Origin of the sequence: Anaeromyxobacter sp. Fw109-5 (genome assembly GCF_000017505.1) — a bacterium.
GTDB lineage: Bacteria > Myxococcota > Myxococcia > Myxococcales > Anaeromyxobacteraceae > Anaeromyxobacter.
This window is the reverse complement of sequence record NC_009675.1, coordinates 2,768,625-2,789,008: the sequence shown is the minus strand read 5'-3', so window position 1 is coordinate 2,789,008 and position 20,384 is coordinate 2,768,625. Positions and strand designations below refer to the sequence as shown.

Genomic DNA, 20,384 nt, shown 5'->3' with positions numbered 1-20,384 from the left:
CGAGGCGCCGATGAGCGGAGTCGTCGAGTTCGTGAAGGGCTGCGCGCGCCTCGTCCTCACCGGGGGACGCGCCTACAAGGCGTGGATGGCCGCGCTCCTCGCGCTCGTCGCGATCGGCGCGACGGCGTACGCCCACCAGATGCGCGCGGGCCTCATCGCCACGAACATGCGCGATCAGGTCTCGTGGGCCTTCTACATCGGGAACTTCACCTTCCTGGTGGGCGTCGCGGCGGCGGCGGTGCTGCTCGTCATCCCCGCCTACGTGTACCAGTGGAAGCCCATCAAGGAGGTGGCGGTGCTGGGCGAGCTCCTCGCCATCAGCGCCCTCACCATGTGCCTCCTGTTCATCCTCGTGGACATGGGGCGACCGGACCGGTTCCTCCACATCGTGCCGCTGCTCGGCACGCCCAACTGGCCGCGCTCGCTGCTCGCCTGGGACGCGCTCGTCCTCAACGCCTACCTGCTCCTGAACCTCGCGCTCGTCCTCTACCTGCTCGTGAAGACCTATCGCGGCGAGCGCTACGACAAGCGGATCTTCCTCCCGCTCGTGCTGCTCTCCATCCCGGTGGCCATCTCGACCCACACGGTGACGGCGTTCCTCTACAACGGCATGGCGGCGCGCCCGTACTGGAACGCCTCCATCCTCGCGCCGCGCTTCATCGCCTCCGCGTTCTGCTCGGGCCCGGCGGTGATGATCATCCTGTTCCAGATCCTGCGCCGCACGAACCGGTTCCCGATCAAGGACGAGGCGATCTGGAAGATCGCGGAGCTCATGAGCTACGCGATGTTCCTCAACCTGTTCCTCCTCGGCGCCGAGCTGTTCAAGGAGTACTACTCGGCCACCGAGCACCTCCTGTACACGCAGTACTTCTGGCAGGGGCTGGGGGGCCACCGGGCGCTGGTGCCGTACGCGTGGATCTCGCTGACGTGCAGCGTCGCCGCGTTCGTGCTGTTCCTCATCCCGCGCACGCGCAGGAACTACGTCACGCTGAACCTCGGCTGCCTCCTCATCTGGGCGGGCGTCTACATCGAGAAGGGGATGGGCCTCATCATTCCGGGCTTCACCCCCGACACCCTGGGCGAGATCTACGAGTACACGCCGACGGCGACGGAATGGGCCATCGCCGCGGGCGTCTTCGGGATCGGCTTCCTGGTGTTCACGGTGCTCGTGAAGATCGCGGTGCCGATCCTCGTCGGAACCTTCCGAGCCCCGGAGCGGATGGCCGCGCCGGGCTCGAGCACCGCCGGGCTGCCGGCGCACTGACCCAAGGGAGGAAGCACCATGAAGCGCATCGTCGTCGCCCTCGCCGTCCTCTTCGCCGCAACCGCCGCGTCCGCGGAGGCCGCGGCGCCCGCTGAGATCTTCGCGAAGCGCTGCGCCGCCTGCCACGGCAAGGAAGGGAAGGGCGACACGCCCATGGCCCAGAAGCTCGGCGCGAAGGACATCAGCGCGCTGAAGGCGAGCGAGGCCGAGATCGCCGAGGTGATCGCCAACGGCAAGGGCAAGATGACCTCCTTCAAGGGCAAGATGACCGACGAGGAGATCAAGTCGGTCGCCAAGTTCGTGAAGGGTGGCCTGAAGTAGGCATCCGACCGCCCGGGCCGTCCCGCGCCGAGCGAGACGGCTCGGACGGGGAGCGCAGGGGGGAGCGCCGTGCTATAGATTTTGGCCGCGCGCCGACGCCGGTGTACCGGGCGAGCGCGCACCCGCCCGCGAGCCGATCGATTTGCAAGCGACCTCCCAGCCGACCGCCTGCCCGCCGCCCCATCCAGCCGTGCCCTCGCTGCGCGCCGTCCCCGGCGCCGGTACGCCCGCACCGCGCTCCCGCATCGGAGCCCTGGACGCCGCGCGCGCGCTCGGCGTGCTCGCGATGGTGTTCGGCCACACGCTCGACGCCCTGCTCTCCACCGAGATCCGCGCCACCGCGGCGGTCGACCTCTACTGGAAAGCGCGCGGCTTCACCGCGCCGCTGTTCCTCATGGTGTCCGGCTGGGCCGTCAGCGTGGCCATCTCGCGCGGAAGGCTCCGCGGGCTCGACATCCCGCGCGGCAGGCTGGGGCGGGTCCTCCTGCTCCTCGCCATCGGGTACACCCTCCGCTGGCCGGGGTGGGGCCTCGACCGGCTCGCCGCCGGGGACGCGGAGGTGTGGGCGCACCTCCTCTCGTTCGACGCGTTGCACACCATCGCCGTCGCGCTGCTCGTCGCCTCGCTCGTGCTGGCGCTGCCCTGGAGCCGTCGCGAGCAGGCCGGGGCCTTCGGCGCCCTCGTGGTCCTGTGCGTGGCGCTCGGCATGCTCGCGCCCGCGCCGCTCCCGGCGTCGGTCGCCGAGCTGCCGCGATCCGGTCCGGCGCTCGCCCTCACGCAGGCGCTGGGCGGCACCTCGCCGTTCCCGGTGTTCCCCTGGGCGGCCTACTTCTTCCTCGGCGGGCTGGTCGGCCTCGTGGCGGGCGCCGGCGGAGGGCGGAGCGCCCTCGCCATGGCGCTCGCCGGCGCCGTCCTGGTGGCGGCGACCTTCGGGACCGGCGTCGGCGAGATGCCGATGGGACACCCGCTCCTGTTCACCTTCCGCAGCGGCGTCGTGCTGCTCGTCCTGGCGGCGCTGTCCGCGGTGCCCGCCGTCGCCGCGGCCAAGCTCGCGCCCGTCGGGCGGGCGTCGCTGGGCGTCTACGCCATCCACGTGCCGATCGTCTACGGCTGGTCCACGCACGTCGGGCTCATCAACCGCATCGGGCCCCAGCTCGGGATCGGCCGGGCGCTCCTCGTCGCGACCGCGGTGCTCGCGGTGAGCTTCGCGCTCCACGTGGTCTTCCAGCTCGCGCGGCGGCACGCGGTCGCGGCCGCCCGCGCGGCGTGGGGCCAGCTCGCCGCCGTTCGAGGCGCGGGCGGCGTGGAGCCCGAGGGGCAGTAGGGCCTCATCAGCCGCCGGCCGCGACGGCGGCGACGAACGCCACCGCGCGCCGCTCGGCCCAGAAGTCCGGCCAGAAGGGCGAGCCGGCCACGAACGCCACGTGGCCTCCCGAGGGCGTCGCCTCGAGGGTGACGAGCGAGTTCGCCCGCGCCTCGGCGACGGGGAGCGCGTCGCCGGGGACCATGGGATCGTCCATCGCCGCGATGGCGAGGAGCGGGCGGCGCACTCCCGCGAGGTAGAGGCCGGACGACGAGCGCGTCCAGTAGTCCTCCGCCGAGGCGAAGCCGTGCAGCGGGGCGGTGACGGCGGCGTCGTACTCCGCGAACGAGCGCGCGCGGCGGACGCGCGCGACGTCGAACGCGCCGGGGAAGCGGCGGGCCTTCGCGAGGGCCTTCTCCCGCAGCCGTCGCAGGAAGCGCTCGCGGTAGACGCGGTTCCAGAACCCGGGCGCGTCGAGCGCCCGGGCCGAGCGCTGCAGGTCGAAGGGGACCGACACGCCGACGGCGCCGCGGACCTCCGGGGCGAGCGCGTCGCCACGCTCCCCGACGTACTTCACGACCACGTTCCCGCCGAGCGAGAACCCGGCGAGGACGATGGGCCGGCCGGGCCGCTCCGCGGCGAGGCGGGTCACGACCTCGTGGAGATCGCCGGTGTCGCCCGAGTGGTAGAAGCGCGCCAGCCGGTTCGGCTCCCCGGAGCAGCCGCGGAAGTTGAGCGCGAGCGCGTCGAGGCCGCGGGCCAGCGCGAGGGCGACGAGGCCGCGGACGTAGGGCGCGCGGGAGGAGCCCTCCAGGCCGTGGCACACGACGAGCACCGGCCGCTCTCCCCGCGCGCCGTCCGGCGCGGGCGGCGCGTGGCGATCCACGTCCACGAAGTCGCCGTCGGGGAGCTCCCAGCGCTCGCGGCGCGCGGCCGGGCGCGGGTACACGCGGGCGAGGCTCGCGAAGACCGTCATCGCGTGCGCGCCGCGGAGCCACGGGGCGGGGGAGTAAGGGGAGACGGGCCTCCCTCGACCTCGCGCGTCCGCCGTCGCGGACACGCGCTCGGGAGCGGAGCGGCTCGGGCGTACGCTCGTCATCGGAACTGCGGGTGCTTCCGGATGCGGTCCAGGGCATCTGGCGGCGCGTCGTCCGGGAACGGCGCGCTCGATCGCGAGAGCCGCGCGAGCCAGCGGGCGTCCAGCGGACGCGCGAGGAGGGCCGGGTCCGTGGCGGCGGCGGTCGTCTGCTCCTTCGGACCGCTGGGATCTCCCTGGCCCACGAAGAAGCCGGCGAGGAGGAGCGCGGCGCGGGTCGCCGTCGCCGTGCTGTACGTGTACAGGGTGGCGGCGTCGCCGCAGCGGGCGCGCGCGGCGGCGAAGGCGGCCCACGTCCAGAGGGCGGGGTTCGCCCTCGGCGAGAAGGGATCCCAGAACACGACGTCCGCGCGCACCTGCTCGCGGGGCAGCGTCTCGAGCAGGTCCCCCTGGACGAGCCGCCAGAGGACGCGGGGCGACTCGTGACGGCCGTGCGCGAGGAGCGCGCGAGCGGCCGCGAGCGAGGCCGGGTCGAGCGAGAGCCGCGCCGCGCCCTCGGCCGACACCGCCAGCGCGAGCGCGCCGAGCTCCCGCTCGAAGCTGACGATCTCCAGCGCGCGGCCCGCGGCGGGCAGCGCCTCCGCCGCGCGCAGGGCCGCGAGCGCGTTCGCGGCGGCGCCGAGCCCGACGTCGAGGAGCACCAGGCGCGGTCCCGGGGGGGCGAGCCGCTCGCGCAGGCGCGACTGCGCCACGTAGAGCCGCTCCGACTCCACGTCCGGGCCGATGACGGGGTGCATCACCTCGCCCGCTTCCCCGTCGCGCACGGCCGCCGCGCCGAGGGAGGTGGTGACGATCTCGAAGCGGGGGCGGGCGGGGGGATCGGTTGGGGTGTCGGTCGAGGTCGGGATCGGGGTGGGGGTCAGAGTCGCGGTCGAGGTCGCGGTCGAGGCCCTTCGACTTCGCGCCGCGGCTGAAGCCGCGTCGCGCAGCCCGTCCTGAGCGTAGCGGCCGGAGGCCGCGGAGTCGAAGGGCTCAGGGTGGCCGGCCTCGAGAGATCCGGCGAGGGTCGGGGTCGCGGTCGACGTCGAGCTCGCCCTCCTCCCCGGTGGCCGTCGCGAGGCGTCGTGCTCGTGCCGGTCGAGCTCCCCGAGCTTCGCGCGCGCGAACGCCCCGTACGTCCCGGCCTCGATGGCGGCGCGGGCCTCGCGCATGAGCTCGAGGTAGTGGTGCAGGTTGTGGATCGACAGGAGCCGCGGCCCGAGGGGCTCCTTGCACTTCACGAGGTGGTGGAGATAGCCGCGCGTGTAGGTCCGGCACGTCGCGCAGCCGCAGCGGGAGTCGAGCGGCGCCTGGCTGGCGCGGTGCTCGCCGCGGGTGAGGCGCACGCGTCCCGTGGACGTGAAGGCGGTGCCCTGCCAGGCCATGGTGGTCGGCAGCACGCAGTCGAACATGTCCACGCCGTGACCGATGGCCTCGAGGAGGTCGGGCGGCGTCCCCACGCCCATGAGGTAGCGCGGCCGGTCCTCCGGGAGCAGCTCCGCGGTGCGGCCCACCACGTCGAACCGCTCGGTGCGCGTGTCGCCCACCGCGAGCCCGCCGATGGCGAAGCCGTCGAAGGCGTGCTGGGTGAGGAAGCGGGCCGAGTCCGCGCGCAGCCCGGGCACGAGGCCGCCCTGCACGATGGCGAACAGGGCCTGCTCGGGGTCGGTCCGCGCGGCGAGGCTGCGCAGGGCCCAGCGGTGCGTCCGGTCCATCGCCTCGCGGATCGCCGCCGGCTCGGCGGTGGACGGGAGGCAGACGTCGAGCACCATCATGACGTCCGAGCCGAGCGCGGTCTGGACCTCGATGGAGCGCTCGGGCGAGAGGAGCTGCCGGCTGCAGTCCACGTAGCTGCGGAAGCGGGCGCCCTCCTCCGAGACGACGCGATCGTGGGAGAGCGAGAAGATCTGGAATCCGCCCGAATCCGTGAGGATCGGGCCGGGCCAGCGCATGAACCGGTGCAGCCCGCCCATCTCGCGCACGAGCCCGGGGCCGGGGCGGAGCAGCAGGTGGTAGGTGTTGCCGAGGATGATCTCGGCGCCGAGGGCGTGCAGGTCGTCCGGAGTCATCCCGGTCACGCTCGCGCGCGTGCCGACCGGCATGAAGGCGGGCGTCTCGATGCGACCGCGCGGCGTGGTGATGGCGCCGCGGCGAGCGCGCGTCGCGCCGTCCTTCGGGCCAGGGTGGTAGGCGAACGGCATCGGCGTTCCTCTCTAGGGCGCCGCGAGCGCCCGGCGCCGGGCCACGGCCGCGGCCGACTCGTCGTCCCACATCCCCTTGAGGCGCAGCACGCGCTCCACGCCCTCGTCGTGCAGCCCGAGCAGGCGCTCCGCCGCGGCGCCCGCGCCGAACGCCGCGAGGGCGCCGGCGACGGCCTCGAGGGTGGACATGCCCTCGGGCCGCGGCGGGCGGCGGAGCCTCAGCCCGGCGGGCGGGCCCGGGAGCGACAGGCGCGGGAGCCGCTGGAGCGCGGGGAGGCGCTGCATCATGCGACGCGCCTGGGTCCACGTGCCGTCCGGGACGACGAGGACAGGGGGCGTCGACGCGGGGACCGCCGCGTCCTCGGCGCGCGGGGAGGGGAAGAGCACCACCGCGCCGGGCGCCCGCAGCAGCGTCTCGTCGAGCGGGACGCCGGGCAGCGCGTGCTCGAGGATCTCCGCCCCCTCCAGCGCCAGGGCGGCCCAGCGCGCCGTGTTCGACATGCGCTCGCGCTCGCTCGCGTGGCGCACCACCACGAGCCGGAAGGGCGCCGCGAGCCGGGGGATGGCGGGGCAGAGGCAGAACTCGGGCGGGAAGCGGCAGCGCGGGCAGCGCGCGGGGTGGGCGGGCACGGGCTGCCCGATCTATCACGGCGCGCGCCCGCGCGCCGCGCCCCGCCGTACCCGCGCCGGGAGTGGAGTCCGCCGCCCGTCCCCGTTACACGCCCGAACCATGGGCGCGATCGTGCGGCTCTTCTCCGACTTCGTCTGACCGTTCTGCTTCGTCGCGGAGCGGAGCAGCCTGGTCAGGCTGCAGGCGGAGTACGACATCGAGATCGACTGGGTCGGCTACGAGCTGCACCCCGAGACGCCGCGCGCCGGCGTCCCGCTCGCGTCCTACCTGCCCGATCCCGAGGCCATGCTGGGCTACGTGAAGAGCTTCGCCGCCCGCTTCGGCATCCGCGACCTGCGCAACCCGGAGCGGCTCGCCAGCACGCGCCGGGCGCTCGCCGTCGCGCAGCACGCCCGGGACGCCGGGAAGCTCGATCGATTCCGGGCCGCGGCCTTCGACGCCTACTGGCGGGAGGGGCGCGATCTGTCCCGCGACGAGGACCTCGCGCAGGTGGCCCGGGCGGTGGGGCTCGAGCCGGGCGCGGCGCTCGCGGCGGCGGACGATCCCGGGGCGCTCTCCCGGGTGGACGCGGCGCGGCGCGCGGCGCGCGAGGCGGGGGTCACGGGGGTGCCCACCTTCGACTTCGCCCCGGCGGCAGGGGCGCGGCCGGTGACGCGCGTCGTGGGCTGCCAGCCCTACGAGGTGCTCTCCGACGCGGCGCGCAGGGCCGGCGCGCGCCGGCGGGACGAGCGATAGACGCCCGCGATCCCGAGCGCTCGGCTACACGCGGTAGCGCTGCACGGCCGCGGAGAGCTGCCTGGAGATCTCCGAGAGCGCGGCGGTGCCCTTCTCGATGGAGCGCGTGCCCTCGGCGCTCTCGTTGATGGCCTGGGAGAGCTCCGAGATCGCGGCGACCATCTGATCCACGCCGATCGTCTGCTGGCGGGTGTTGTTGGCGATCTGCCGGGCCGCCACGGCCGACTCCCGGATGACCATCGCGAGCCCCTCGATGGCCTCGCCCGCGCTGCGCGCGAGCCCCATGGCCGCGGCGGCGCGCTTTGCGCCCTCGTCGGTGGCGGCGGCGGCGTCCCGGGCGCTCCGCTGGATCTCCTGGAGGATGCCGCGGATCTGCACCGCGGCCTGCCGCGACTGCTCGGCGAGGTTGCGCATCTCCATCGCGACGACCGCGAAGCCGCGCCCGTGCTCGCCCGCCTTCGAGGCCTCGATCGACGCGTTCAGCGCGAGCAGGTTCGACTGCTCCGCGAGGTCCTTCACCGACGCGATGATCTCGCCGATCTGGAGCGTGCGCTCGCTGAGGCCGGTCATGGTGGCCGCGATCGCGTTGACCTGCTCGCCGAGGCTGGCGCTCGACCTCACCGCCTCCTCCACCGTCTGGAGCCCCTCCTGAGAGAGGTCGTCCGAGCGGCGCGTCATCTCGATGACGGAGTCGGCGTGCTGCGTCGCCTGCTTCGAGGTCTGCGCGATCTCGGAGGCGGTCGTGGACGTCTCGTTGATCGCGGCGGCCTGCTGCGCCGCCATGGCGGCCTGTCGCGTGACGGAGCCGAGGATGTCCCCCGAGCGCCCGTCCAGCGTGAGCGCCGCCCCGCGCAGCTCGCCGATGGTCGCCTGGAGCCCCTCGATCATGGCGCCGAAGCTCGCGGCGAGATCGGCGGTCTCGGCGGTGGCGTCCACGTCGATGTGGCGGGTCAGGTCGCCCGCGGCGATCGCCACGGCGGCGTCGCGGAGCCGCTCGAGCGGCTGCGTGAGCCGGCGCGCCACGAGGTAGGCGACGCCCGCGGCCACGGCGCCGATGAGGAAGGCGGCGCCGAGGCCGCGCGCCAGCTCCCCGGCCGGTGCGTCCTCGTGGAGCAGGTGGAACACGATGGTGTTGAGCGTCGCGGTCAGGCCGGTCGCGACTCCGACCAGCCCCGCGATCTTGAGCCGCATGGAAAGGCGCACCGAGAGCCTCCCGCTCGAGAGCGTTGCGCCGTTCTACCCCGGATCCCCGCGGGTCGGCCAATCGGTGGCGGCTGTGCGTCCGGGTGTGCGGCCCCCCGCGGCGCCCCCCGCGTCCGGCGCTTCCGGGCACGGGAGGGCGGGGCGTGCCCGCTTCACGGGAGGTCGCGCAGCACCGCGGCGCCCGCCGGCGTCGCGACGTGGAGCGCGGGTGGAACCACCATGCGATCCACCTCGAGCCGGCTCACCCGGTCGCTCGGGATGAGCCCCGAGGCGGCCCGGATCGGCGTCGACGTCCCGGTCGCCGGGTCGAAGAGCGTGAGGCCCGTCGTGTACCCCGCGACGGCGAGACGGCCATCGGGCAGGCACGCCAGCCCGCCGACCCCGGCGCCGGAGAGGCCGACCTGCGCCGCCGTGAAGTAGGTGAACCGCTCCGTCGCCTCGTCCCAGACGGCGACCGCGTCCCGCCGCGCGGCCGCGTCCCCGCTCGTCGGGCCCCGGCTGCCGAACCAGACGCGTCCGTCGGGGCAGACCGTGACGGCGGTGAGGTAGACCGGATCTCCCGACTCCGTGACGTCGAAGACCGGCGGGCTGGTCCGCGCGCCGTCCATCCACGGATCTCCGAACGACGCGTCGAACGCCGCGCCGTAGCGCTTGTGCCACTGGAGCGCGTCGTCCACCCAGGTGATCCGCCCGGCCGTCCACTTGCCGGCGTGCCAGAGCCGCCCCTCGTCGTCCACGGTGAGCCCGAGCCAGTCCCCGACGCGCATGCTCGCGCTCTCGCCGTCCGGGCCGCAGACCTCGTGGTAGCAGACGCGCGCGTGGTGGTGATCGCCCATGTACTCGGAGTAGGCGAGGTCGAACCACTCGCCCGGGCGCGGCTCGCGGTACTTGCCGGGGAACAGCACCGACACTCCGTGATTCGCGCCCGTGTAGAGCGTGCCGGGGTGGACGAAGTGGTCGTACGCGAGCCGGTGGATGGTGCGGTCGTGCCAGTACTTGCCGCCGTACTGGTTCGAGAGGAGGTCGAAGCGCACGACCGTGAGCGTTCCGTCCGCCTCGAGCCGCACCCAGTCGACCTTCCCGCTGTGGCGAAGCGGGTCGCAGTAGTCGAAGCCCTTCCAGCCCACCGGGTCGTCGGCGTCGATGCAGGGGATCGGCTCGCCGTCGGCGCCGACGGTCCGATCGCCGTCGTACCCGATGAACACCTCGTTCGGGCCGCCGCCGACGATGGCCAGGATTCCTCCCGACGCTGCGCCACCCCACACGACCTCGCCGTTGCAGGGGCGGTCGTCCGGGATCGGCGCCATGTCGCAGTACTTCGCCCAGCCCACCGGTCCCGGCGGGCTCCGCCCCGTGGCGGCGCCGAGGTGCAGGCCGTCCGTCTCGTCGAAGCGTTTCGGCGCCGTCTCGCCGGGGCGGAGGAGGTACAGCGCCCGCGGCGTCGCGATCCAGCGGTTCTGCGCCTCGTCGGTGGTCATCGCCACGACCGGCGACTCCTGGATCCCGTCGGCCGGCCCGTAGATCACGTTCGCGACCGGCCACGGGCCCTGCGTCCCGAACTGGAAGCCCGGCGGCTGCTGCGGCGGGGGCTGCTGCGGCGGCTCCTGAGGCGGAGGAGTCCCCGCCCCGCCGCCGTCGCTCCCGGGTCCGCCCGACGGGGCCGGCTCGCCGCTCCCCGATCCTCCCCCGCACGCCACGAGCAGGACGGCCGTCAGCGCGCCGAGCCCCATCACCCCGTGTCTCGTCATCCGTTCTCCCGTGCCCACCCAGATCCCCGGCGGGCGCACGTGTGCCACTGCGGAGAGTTGCGAGCCATGGGCCACCACGAATCCCGGCGGATCCCGGCCCTCGCGCGGCAAGCGCGTGCGCCTTCGTGGAAGGTGGATTCCACTCGAGGTGCCATCGCGAGGACGACCCGCCGCCCCACCGGGCGGGGGACGGCGCGCTCGCCCGCACGCGCCTGGTTCGGGCGGCCTCGCCCGCGGCGGGCCGGACCTGCCGGAGGACGGGGGCGGCGGTGCTAGGCTCACGCCATGGCCCCGCTCTCCGTGAACCGCGTTCCACGCGTCGCGCTCGCCTGCCTGCCGACGCCGCTCGAGCGATCGCCCCGCCTCGGCCGCGAGCTCGGCCTCGAGCTCCTGTACAAGCGGGACGACCTCACCGGCCTCGAGCTGTCCGGCAACAAGGCGCGCAAGCTCGAGTACCTGCTGGCGGAAGCGGAGGAGACGCAGGCCGACACGCTCGTCACCTGTGGTGGCGTGCAGTCGAACCACTGCCGCGCGACCGCGTTCGCGGCGGCGAAGCGCGGCCTCTCGGCGGTGGTGCTGCTGCGGGTGACGGATCCCTCGCGGCCGCCGCCGCTCGAGGCGAACGCCCTCCTCGATCGGCTCGCGGGCGCGCAGATCCGCTGGGTGTCCCACGACGAGTACCGCCGGCGCGGCGAGCTCATGCGGTCGGCCGCCGACGAGCTGCGCGCGGCCGGCCGGCGCCCCTACGTCATCCCGGAGGGAGGGTCGAGCGAGCTCGGTAGCCTGGGGTACGTGGCCGCCGTGGCCGAGCTCCGCGCGCAGCTGCCGGACGCCTGGCGCAGCGGACCCGTGACCATCGCCTACGCGGCCGGGTCGGGCGGGACGGGCGCGGGGATCGAGCTCGGGGTCCGCGCCACCGGGTGGGAAGGGGCGCGGCCGCTCGGATTCGCGGTCTGCAACGACGCGCACTACTTCCGGGAGACGATCGCCCGGATCTGCGCGGACGCCCACCGGCGCTGGCCCGAGCTCCCCGCCGTGCCGGCGGAGGAGATCTCCCTGGACGACGGCTCGATCGGTCCGGGGTATGCGCTCGCGACCGACGACGGCCTCGCGCTCATCCGCCGCGCCGCGCGGCTCGACGGCGTGCTCCTGGATCCGGTCTATACCGGCAAGGCGATGCTGGGCCTCGCGCGCCGCGCGTCCGAGCCGGGCGGGCTGCCCTCGTCCCGCGTCGTCTTCCTGCACACCGGCGGCGCCTTCGGCCTGTTCCCCTTCGCGCAGCGGCTCGCCGGTCCGTGACGGAGTGCGCCGCCCGGCGAACGGAGGCTGGTCGCCCCGGCGCCGCTGGTTATAGCTCTTCACGGATCGCGGAGGCGTCGCGGCCAGGAGGCGAGCCATGCCCAGGGCGAAGCAGATCTCGGCGTGGGTGGAGGATCGGCCAGGAACCCTCGGGAAGCTCGCGGACGCGCTCGGGGAGAAGGGCGTCACGATCCGGGCGTTCATGGCGGCGTCGATGGACGGGCGCGGCTTCGTCCGGCTCGTGGTGGACCGTCCGGGCGCGGCGAAGCGGGTGCTCACGGCTCACGGCTGGGAGACCACCGTGGACGAGGTGGTCGAGGTGACGGTCCCCGACAAGCCCGGCGCGGTGGGCAAGGTGGCCGATCGCCTCGGGGAGGCCGGCATCAACGTCCAGTACGCCTACGTAGGGTCGGCCGGCAGCGCGCGGACGATGAACCTCTACCTGGCCGTCCCGGACGTGAAGGCCGCGCTGAAGGCGCTGCGATGAAGCGAGCAAGCCGCCGTGGCCCGTGACCGGGCGCGCCGTCCTGGTGCGGCATACAGGGCGGGCAGGATGCCGCGCCGCGTAGGCCGCGCTACCATGGGTGTGTGGGCCACACGGGCCTCGTGCTGACGGGCGGAGGCGCCCGTGCCGCGTACCAGGTCGGGGCACTCCGCGCCCTGGCCGACGTGCTCGGCCCGGGCCCGATGCCGTTCGACATCATCGCGGGGATCAGCGCGGGGGCGATCAACTCGCTCGTCGTCGCGACCGGGGCCGAGGACTTCATCCGTGTCACGCAGCGGCTCCGTGCCACATGGGAGTCGCTCGCGCCCGATCGGGTGTTCCGGACGGGCACCCTGCGGCTGGCGACGATCGGAGGACGGTGGATCCGCGACCTCTCCGCGGGCGGCCTCATCGGCAAGTCCGGCATCAACTACCTGCTCGACCCGGCGCCCCTGCGGCGGCTCCTGGAGAGCGAGGTGCCGGTCGGCCGGATGCGGCGGCACCTCCGCTCCGGGCGGCTCCGCGGCGTCGCCGTCTCCGCCACGAATTACCACACGGGCGCCGGGGTCACCTTCTACGAGGGCGCCGCGGACATCCAGCCGTGGCTCCGCTCGACGCGTCTCGGCATCCGCTCGCGCATCACGCTCGACCACGTGATGGCGTCCGCGGCGATCCCGGTCTTCTTCCCGCCCATCCGCATCGACGGCACCTTCTACGGCGACGGCTGCGTGCGGATGAACCACCCCATGAGCCCCGCGATCCACCTCGGGGCGGAGCGGATCCTGGCGGTGAGCGTTCGCTACCTGCGCCCTCCCGGCGACACGCTCCGGAAGCAGGCGAAGGAGAAGGACGACACCCTGCCGCTCTCCGAGATCGCCGGGGTGCTGCTCAACGCCGTGTTCCTCGACTCGCTCGACGCGGACCTGGAGCGGCTGGAGCGGATCAACAAGACCCTCGCGCTCATCCCGCGGGAGAGGCTGAACTCGGGCGACGTCGAGATGCGGCAGGTGCCCGCGCTCGTCCTGCGCCCGTCCCAGGACCTCGGCAAGCTCGCCGCCGACGAGTACGAGCGGTTCCCCGCGATGCTCCGCTATCTCCTGAAGGGCGTCGGCGCGAGCGGCCACGCCGGCGAGGACCTGCTCTCGTACCTCGCCTTCGAGCCGATCTACCTGAAGCGCGTGATGGACCTCGGCTACGCCGACACGCTCGCGCGCCGCGACGAGATCGAGGAGTTCTTCCTCGGCGCGCCGCAGCCGCAGCGCGAGCGGGCGCGGGGGTAGCCGCGAGAGCTACCCCCGCGACCCCCACGCCGCCGCGCGCGCGGCGACGACCGGGGCGAGCGTGCGCCAGGCGGTGGCGGCGAGCACCACCGCGCCCCCCGCGAGCGCCCACGGGCCGGGCCGCTCGCCGGCGACGAGGAAGGTCCAGATCGGATTCAGCACCGGCTCGAGCAGCATGAGCAGCGACGCCTCGACCGCCGGCGTGTGCAGGAGGCCCCGCGAGAAGCAGAGGTACGCGAGGCCGAGCTGGAAGACGCCGAGGTAGACGACGAGCCCCACGTCGAGCGGCGTCGGCGCCGGACCGGCGAGGGCCAGCGGGAGGGTCGCCGCCGCCGCGATCAGGTTCCCGTACACCAGCGCGGCGGGGCCGTCGTGGCGCAGCAGCCGCAGCCCGATGATCGAGAACGCGAAGGCGACGCCGGAGCCCAGCGCCACGAGGTTCCCCGTCACCTGGCCGGCCGAGAGCTCGTCGAGGAAGAACAGGCCGAGGCCGAGGGCGTAGACCGGCACGGCGAGGAGCTCGCCGCGCGTGGGGAGCTCGCGGAGGAGCAGCGGCGAGAGGACGAGCACGAAGAGCGGCGCCGCGTCCTGGATGAAGATGGCGTTCGCCGCGGTGGTGAGCTTGGTCGCGACGACGAACATCACCACCGTGAAGGCGTAGGCGACCGAGACGAGCAGCACGCGCAGGGTCGGGAGGCGCCGGGTCTCTCGGACGACGGCGAGCAGGAACAGGCCGGCGACGAGGGAGCGGCCGCCGGCGATCTGCCAGGCGTCGAGCCCGGAGCTCTTGATGGCGGCCCCCGCGGTCGACCAGAGGACCGCGGCGGCGAGGATGAGGAGGCGGCTTCCGAGCACGGGTCCCTCGACTCGCGCCGAGCGTGGCGAGGCGCCACGCTCGGGCCGAGCGGCCGTGCCTTTTATCACGCGGGCGCGGCGGGCATCACGCGGTCACCCAGTCGCGCAGGACCGCGTCGATCTGCTCCTCGGACAGCTCGCCCGCGTCCGCCAGCTCCTTGATGCGGCGGGTGATCGCCTTCAGCTCCGACTCGCCGAAGGTGATCCCCATCTCGCGGGCCCGGTAGGCGATGGCGTGCCGGCCGGTGAGGCGGCTGCCCACGATGAGCCGCCGGCTGAGCCCGAACGCCTCGGGGGGGATGATCTCGTAGGCGCCCGGGTTCGTCATCATCGCCTTGAGGTGCATGCCCGCCTTGTGGGAGTAGGCGGTCTCGCCGGTGACGAAGTTGTTGAAGGGGATCTCGACCCCGGTCACCCGCGCCACGAGCCGCTCGAGCTCGCGGAGCTGCCCGAGCCGGTAGCGCTCGGCGACCGCCTGCGGCTCGAGCGCGAACATCCGGGCCACGATCCCGCCGAGCGGGGTGATCCCGTTCCGTTCGCCGATCCCGAGCACCGAGACGTCCACGTGCGTCGCGCCCGCGGAGATCGCCTCGTAGGCGTTGGCGATCGCGCAGCCCGTGTCGTTGTGGCCGTGGAAGCCGAGATCGCACTTCACCGCGCTCCGCACCTCGCGGAAGAGCGCGTAGACCTGGCGCGGCGTGGCGATCCCCACCGTGTCGGCCACCCCCACGCGGTGCACCCCGAGCTTCTCCGCCGCGCGGTAGACGGCGAGCAGGTCGTGCACGTCGGAGCGGAAGGCGTCCTCGGCGGAGAAGCGGACCTCGAGCCCGGCCGCGAGCGCCGCCTCGATGGGCGGCCCCATCGCGTCCACGATCTGCTGCAGCGACTTCGCGTGGGAGGCCTCGCGCAGGATGCGGCTCGTCGCGAAGAAGATGCCGATCCCGCGCACGCCGGCGTCCAGCGCCGCCTTGACGTCGTCGAGGATGCAGCGGGTATGGGTGATGATCCGGGCGGCGAGGCCCAGCTTCACGATCTGGGCGAGGTCGCGCTGCGACTGCGGCGAGGCCGCGGGCGTCGTGACCTCGATGTAGTCCACGCCGAACGTGTCGAGCGCGCGGGCGATCTCGAGCTTGTCCTCGGTGCGGAAGGACGACTTCGCGAACTGCTCACCCTCGCGCAGCGTCGTGTCGATGAGCTTCCAGGTGGTCTTGGCCATGGTGTCGCTCTAGAAGCTGCCGTCGTGGTCGAGGTCGCAGACGAGGCCGCCGGAGGTGGGGTCGGTGCGGAAGCCGTAGCGGCGGAGGTACTCGGGCTGGAAGTAGCCGGTCTCGAGCCGCTTCACCCCGCGGGCCCGCAGGCGCCGGTAGAACTCGCGCATGAGCCCCTCCGACACCCCCTTCGCCCGGTGACGCCGGGCCACCACGATCTTCTCCATGTGCACGCGATCCGGGCTCACCTGCCTGTAGAAGAGGCCGGCGATGGGCGTGTCCTTCGCGTCGAGCGCGATGAGGAACTCGTGCTCGGTCGTGAAGGTCACCTGCAGGTTCGCCTCGTGGAACATGTGCAGGAGGCGCGCCACCTCGCGCGGCGAGATGGGCCCGCGCACCGCGAAGCGGTTCCCTTCCTCGTCGGTGAGCGCCACCACGACCTCGGTGACGTAGTGGCCGCCGGAGGGCATCGAGATGAGCGCGACCTCGTCGGTGGGCGCGAGGTACCGGTAGGTCATGCGCGCGAGGAAGTAGTCCTCCTCGGCGGAGGGGCGCACCGCGGCGCGCACCGCCGCGACCTGCTCCTCCAGATCGAGGCCGCCGGGGGGGAGGGCGCGCGCGCGGTTCATGAGGCGGTCGAGGGCGGCGCCGAGCTCCGCCCGCCCGTCCGCGAACACGGTGCGGCGGAAGAAGCGGAGGCGGGTGTCGGGCCAGGACTGCTCCACCTCCGACAGCCGGTACGTGCCCCACAGCTCCCCGAGCATCTTGCCCTTCGCCTCCACCGTCGCGCCGGGCGTCGCCTCGAGCCAGCGCCGATAGCGGCGGGCCGCGAACGAGACGCGCTGGGGCGTGAAGCCGCGCTCCCGCAGCCGCTCCAGGAAGGTCTCGATGGCGACCGCGCGGCGCGAGCTCTGCGCGGCGTCCTCGAGCAGCGCCACCCCGCGTTCGTACCCGAGCGCCTCGACGACCGCCGAGAGCAGGAGGTGGTCGTCGATCTCGCCCCGCAGGTCCGGCCGCTGCGCCTCGATGCGCTGGATGAACGAGCGCTCGAACCGCTCGATGAGCTCGTCGAAGGTCAGGCACTGCGACCGGTCCGAGATGGACACGAGGCGCGCGCCCGCGTGGTAGTCGTGGGACGGCACGATGAACGCGGCGGGGGAGGGCTCCCGCAGCGCCAGGCGCCGGCCGGTGCGGCCCCAGAAGCGCACGTGCAGCTCGAGCGCCGTCCAGACGAGGAACGGCCAGAGCAGCTTCAGCCGCTGCGCCTCGCCCTGGCGCAGCAGCCGCGCCGCCTGGCGCTCGACGTCCGAGCCTGGGATGAACTCCTCGGTGAAGATCCCCCACTCGGCGAAGTACCCGCCGAACTGCTCCACGAGCGGCGGCGGGGCTCCCGCCGCGAGCAGCCACGAGACCTCCTGCCTCAGCTCGTAGAAGTTCATCTCCTCGGCGACGTTGATGGCGACGTCGAAGATCTCCTTCGCGCGGGTGTGGATGGAGAGCCGGTAGACGCTCTTGCCGTGCTGCCGCCCGAGGAGCGACACCGTGGCGCCTCCGGGCGGGATGTCCGCCAGGGAGAGCAGCACCCCTCTGCCGAGCACGAACACCGAGGCGCGCACGATGGTGGCGTCGGCGAGGGCCTGCAGCAGGTGGGTGCGCCCCTCGGCCGGCACGCTCTCGTCGAAGACGAGGACGTCCTTCCACCCGTACTCGGCGCCGGTGAGCGGATCGATGGCCAGGCGGAGGTTCGGCCCCACCCAATTCGAGAAGCCGCGGCGGAGCCGGTCGAGCTCCTCGCCCGCGCGCGCCGAGATCTCGGGGTCCTCGTGGAGGGTCAGGCGCGCGAGCGGGATGCGCACGCGGGCGAAGTAGTGCGGGTGGGCGACGGCGGTGGCGGTGAGGAGGCGCATCGCGCCGACGAGCAGCCGCCGGTCGGAGGGATCCGAGAGCTCGAAGCGGACCTTGTCCGAGGACAGGTGCGCGAGGAGGACCTGCACCTGCGCGTCCGTGAGGCCGCGCTCGCCGAGATCGGCGAGGTCCTCGTCGCGGAGCGCGAGCGCCCCCATCCGATCGAGGAAGAGCTGCAGCGTGCGGAGCGTCTCGTCGGGCTCCTCGTTCGGGAGCAGGACGCGGAACGCGCGGCGGCGCACGTCCTCGTCCGGCGCCTCGGCGGCGCGCCGGAGCAGCGCGCGGCAGAGGGCGGCGTGCTCGCTCTCCGCCACGGCGAGGCCGATGTGCAGGTGGCTGATGGCGCGCCGCGCCTCGGGGCGCTCGGCCCGCAAGAGCTCGCCGGCCACGTGGATCGACCAGAAGCTCACCTCGCCGCGGTCGACGACGTCGAGCAGCGGCTTCAGCCGCTCCGGCTCGGGCGGTGGCCACAGGCGCGCGTCCAGGCGGAGGTCGGCGGCGCCCCTGCGGCGGCGCGACACGAGCGAGACGAACGCCTCGTCACCGAGGAAGCGCCGCAGCGACTCGTTTCCGAGCCACAGGGCGGGCCGGGAGAGGAGGGCGCCGAGGTCGATCACTGCGCCCTCCGTCGCGTAGGCGAGGTCGCCGATGAGGGTGGCCCCCGGGGCGTCGGCGGCCGGGCCCACCGGCAGCGAGCGATCGCGCGCGCGCAGGCTCCCGCCCGTCAGCGCGACCTCGTGCTGCAGGACGCCGATCTCGCGGAGCACCCAGTTCGGGATGCGCAGGAAGCTGCCGTCCAGCGCGAGCGCGAGGTGCTTCTGCTCGTACATCTTGTCGATGAGCTCCCTCCAGCTCTGCTCGACGACCTCGCGCTTGAAGGTGTGCTTGTGGGTGAGCTCGCCGTGCTCGAGGTCGAGCGCCCGCGGCAGCACCTGGAACGCCACGACGCGCTCGAAGGGCGCGAGGAAGCGGTTCGCGCTCGCCACGAGCGACGACAGCAGCTCGCGCAGCTCCTCCGGCGAGCGGTCCTGCACGGCGGGCGAGGCGTGGTTCGGCCAGACCAGCAGCGTGTTGTACTCGCGGTGATCGCCGACGAGGAAGGCCTGGGCCACCGCCTCGAAGTCGCGGAACAGGTTCTCGACGCGCTGGGGCGCGATGGTCTGCCCCTGGCGGTTCTTGTAGATCTCCTTCTTGCGGCCGGTGATGCGGAAGTGGCCCGCCGGGTCGATCGAGACGAGATCGCCGGTGTGGAACCAGCCCTCCTCGTGCGCGGCCTGGTCCTCGGGGCCCGGCTGGTAGTAGCCGGGGGACACGTAGGGACCGCGGATGAGGAGCTCTCCGTCGTCGGCGCGGCGGCACTCGACGCCCGGCAGCGGCAGGCCGATGGAGTCGTCCAGGTACTGCCCCGGCGGCGTCATGGTGATGCCGCCCGTCGCTTCCGTCATCCCGTAGCCGGAGCAGAGCTCGGTGCCGGCGCGATGGAAGGCGCGGAAGACGCCCGGATCGAGGTAGCCGGCGGCGGAGAGGCCGAAGCGCAGGCGGCCGCCGGTGATGCCGCGCAGGTGCGCCGCGACGTCGTCGGGGTCGTCGGAGGCGGCCTCCCAGACCGCCGCCTCGTGGACCTCCATCCACTTCTTCGGCACCGAGATGAACACGGTGGGCTTCACGCGGCGGAAGTCCTCGAGCAGCTGCGCCTGCGCGGTCGAGCGCGCGAAGACGTACGTGGCGCCCCAGAACAGCGTCCCCGTCATCTCCAGCCAGCGCCCGAACGTGTGGTAGAGCGGCAGGTAGCACAGGAAGACGTCGCCCTCGTTCACCTCGCGCAGCGCGAACGCCCGGCAGAAGCGCTTCGAGACCAGGTTCTCGTGCGTGAAGACGATGCCCTTCGGCTTGCCGGTGGTGCCGGAGGTGTACATCACCGTCGCGACGTCGCGCGCGCGCACGGCCCCGGCGCGCGCGGCCCGGTCGCCGTCGTCGAACTCGGCCCCCTGTCCGACCATCTGCTCGAGCGTGAGCAGCCCGTTCCGCTCGGCGGCCGTCTTCGAGAAGACGACGATCTCGCGCAGCTCGGGGAGGGCGGGCAGGGAGGGCAGCACCTTCGCCACCTGCTCCTCGTCCGAGACGAGCAGCACGGTCGCCCCCGAGTGCTTCAGCATGAAGACGATCTGCTCGGCGACCGCGTTGGCCGGGAGCGGGAAGTCCACGATGCCGTTCGTCAGGCAGGCGAGATCGCAGAGGGCGGCCTCGAGCGAGTTCTCCGCGAGGATGGCCACCTTCGCGCCGGCGTCGCCCTCGACGAGCGCGAGGATGCCGCGCGCGATGGCGCGCGTGCGGCGGGCGACCTCCGCCACCGTCACGTCCGCCGCGTCCTCCCCGAGCACCCGGAACGCGACCGTCTTCGGATCGGTCTCCTCGCGGGAGCGCAGCAGCTCGCCGAGCGTGTAGTCGGTCGCGGTGAGGACCGGCATGAGCACGGCGAGCCACGCGTCCGCGTCCGCCGGGGGGAGCGAGCTCGTGAAGAAGCGGCGCCGGGCTCCGTCGAGCAGCGCGTGGAGTGAGCGCCGTGCGGCGCGACCCGACTGCGCGTCGCCCAGGTGGGCGAGGAGGTGCTCGACGAGCGGGCGGACGGTGGGCAGGTCGTCGGGTCGGACCGAGGAGAGCGACTCGCGGGTGGAGTCGAGCAGCTGCGGATCGGGCGCGCCGGGGGTGCGCCAGGCCGCGAGGAGGGCTGGGTACGGAGAGTCGTGCCTCACCTGGAACATGCGCGGAGAAGACCATGCTTGTGGGGTCGTGTCGATGCACGCGACGTGCGTCGACGGCCGAGGCGGGCAGGCGCGCGGGACCCCCGCGTGGCCCGGGCGAACCAGGAGAC

At 73.7% G+C, this 20,384-nt stretch carries 14 protein-coding genes and 1 pseudogene; 7 read left to right on the top strand and 8 right to left on the bottom strand.

Annotated features, from left to right (window positions below):
- Positions 1–10 precede the first annotated feature (10 nt).
- From dsrP to ANAE109_RS12305, 3 genes are all read left to right on the top strand, one after another.
- Complete coding sequence (gene dsrP, locus ANAE109_RS12315) at positions 11–1,264, top strand: sulfate reduction electron transfer complex DsrMKJOP subunit DsrP (RefSeq protein ID WP_012097195.1); 1,254 nt, start codon at positions 11–13, stop codon at positions 1,262–1,264.
- Positions 1,265–1,282: 18 nt separating this feature from the next.
- Positions 1,283–1,585: a cytochrome c gene (locus tag ANAE109_RS12310; protein ID WP_012097194.1), complete on the top strand. Its 303-nt coding sequence runs from the start codon at positions 1,283–1,285 to the stop codon at positions 1,583–1,585.
- A gap of 190 nt (positions 1,586–1,775) precedes the next feature.
- Positions 1,776–2,909, top strand: coding sequence for an acyltransferase family protein (locus ANAE109_RS12305; protein WP_234945138.1), 1,134 nt, complete (start codon positions 1,776–1,778; stop codon positions 2,907–2,909).
- Between the two features lie 7 nt (positions 2,910–2,916).
- On the opposite strand, the gene ANAE109_RS12300 is transcribed toward ANAE109_RS12305, so the two are convergent.
- The 3 genes from ANAE109_RS12300 to ANAE109_RS12290 form a co-directional block, all read right to left on the bottom strand.
- Complete coding sequence (locus ANAE109_RS12300; protein WP_234945137.1) at positions 2,917–3,864, bottom strand: YheT family hydrolase; 948 nt, start codon at positions 3,862–3,864, stop codon at positions 2,917–2,919.
- A 119-nt stretch (positions 3,865–3,983) separates the two neighbouring features.
- Positions 3,984–6,164: a tRNA guanosine(34) transglycosylase Tgt gene (tgt, locus tag ANAE109_RS25785; RefSeq protein ID WP_012097191.1), complete on the bottom strand. Its 2,181-nt coding sequence runs from the start codon at positions 6,162–6,164 to the stop codon at positions 3,984–3,986.
- A gap of 12 nt (positions 6,165–6,176) precedes the next feature.
- Positions 6,177–6,794, bottom strand: coding sequence for a DTW domain-containing protein (locus ANAE109_RS12290; RefSeq protein ID WP_012097189.1), 618 nt, complete (start codon positions 6,792–6,794; stop codon positions 6,177–6,179).
- Positions 6,795–6,945: 151 nt separating this feature from the next.
- On the opposite strand from ANAE109_RS12290, the pseudogene ANAE109_RS12285 reads away from it, so the two are divergent.
- A pseudogene (locus ANAE109_RS12285) lies at positions 6,946–7,530 on the top strand (DsbA family protein); the annotation flags it as partial.
- Between the two features lie 24 nt (positions 7,531–7,554).
- On the opposite strand, the gene ANAE109_RS12280 reads toward ANAE109_RS12285, so the two are convergent.
- Together ANAE109_RS12280 and ANAE109_RS12275 are read right to left on the bottom strand one after the other, a co-directional pair.
- Complete coding sequence (locus ANAE109_RS12280; RefSeq protein ID WP_012097188.1) at positions 7,555–8,733, bottom strand: methyl-accepting chemotaxis protein; 1,179 nt, start codon at positions 8,731–8,733, stop codon at positions 7,555–7,557.
- A 152-nt stretch (positions 8,734–8,885) separates the two neighbouring features.
- The gene (locus ANAE109_RS12275) at positions 8,886–10,481 is read right to left on the bottom strand and encodes a hypothetical protein (RefSeq protein ID WP_012097187.1); all 1,596 of its coding nucleotides are present in this window, start codon (positions 10,479–10,481) and stop codon (positions 8,886–8,888) included.
- A 285-nt stretch (positions 10,482–10,766) separates the two neighbouring features.
- Here ANAE109_RS12275 and ANAE109_RS12270 point away from each other — a divergent pair, with 285 nt between their 5' ends.
- The 3 genes from ANAE109_RS12270 to ANAE109_RS12260 all read left to right on the top strand — a co-directional run bounded on the left by ANAE109_RS12270 (position 10,767) and on the right by ANAE109_RS12260 (position 13,544).
- The gene (locus ANAE109_RS12270) at positions 10,767–11,780 is read left to right on the top strand and encodes a D-cysteine desulfhydrase family protein (protein WP_012097186.1); all 1,014 of its coding nucleotides are present in this window, start codon (positions 10,767–10,769) and stop codon (positions 11,778–11,780) included.
- 97 nt (positions 11,781–11,877) lie between these two features.
- Entirely contained in the window at positions 11,878–12,267 is a 390-nt protein-coding gene (locus ANAE109_RS12265) for an ACT domain-containing protein (protein WP_012097185.1), read from the top strand.
- Positions 12,268–12,368: 101 nt separating this feature from the next.
- Positions 12,369–13,544 carry a patatin-like phospholipase family protein gene (locus ANAE109_RS12260; RefSeq protein WP_012097184.1) on the top strand — a complete coding sequence of 392 codons (1,176 nt, stop codon included), beginning with the start codon at positions 12,369–12,371 and terminating at the stop codon, positions 13,542–13,544.
- Positions 13,545–13,553: 9 nt separating this feature from the next.
- On the opposite strand, the gene ANAE109_RS12255 is transcribed toward ANAE109_RS12260, so the two are convergent.
- From ANAE109_RS12255 to ANAE109_RS12245, 3 genes are all read right to left on the bottom strand, one after another.
- Entirely contained in the window at positions 13,554–14,399 is an 846-nt protein-coding gene (locus ANAE109_RS12255; RefSeq protein ID WP_012097183.1) for a DMT family transporter, read from the bottom strand.
- 85 nt (positions 14,400–14,484) lie between these two features.
- Complete coding sequence (gene lysS / locus ANAE109_RS12250; protein WP_012097182.1) at positions 14,485–15,615, bottom strand: homocitrate synthase; 1,131 nt, start codon at positions 15,613–15,615, stop codon at positions 14,485–14,487.
- A 9-nt stretch (positions 15,616–15,624) separates the two neighbouring features.
- The gene (locus ANAE109_RS12245) at positions 15,625–20,274 is read right to left on the bottom strand and encodes a GNAT family N-acetyltransferase (RefSeq protein ID WP_012097181.1); all 4,650 of its coding nucleotides are present in this window, start codon (positions 20,272–20,274) and stop codon (positions 15,625–15,627) included.
- Positions 20,275–20,384: the final 110 nt, after the last annotated feature.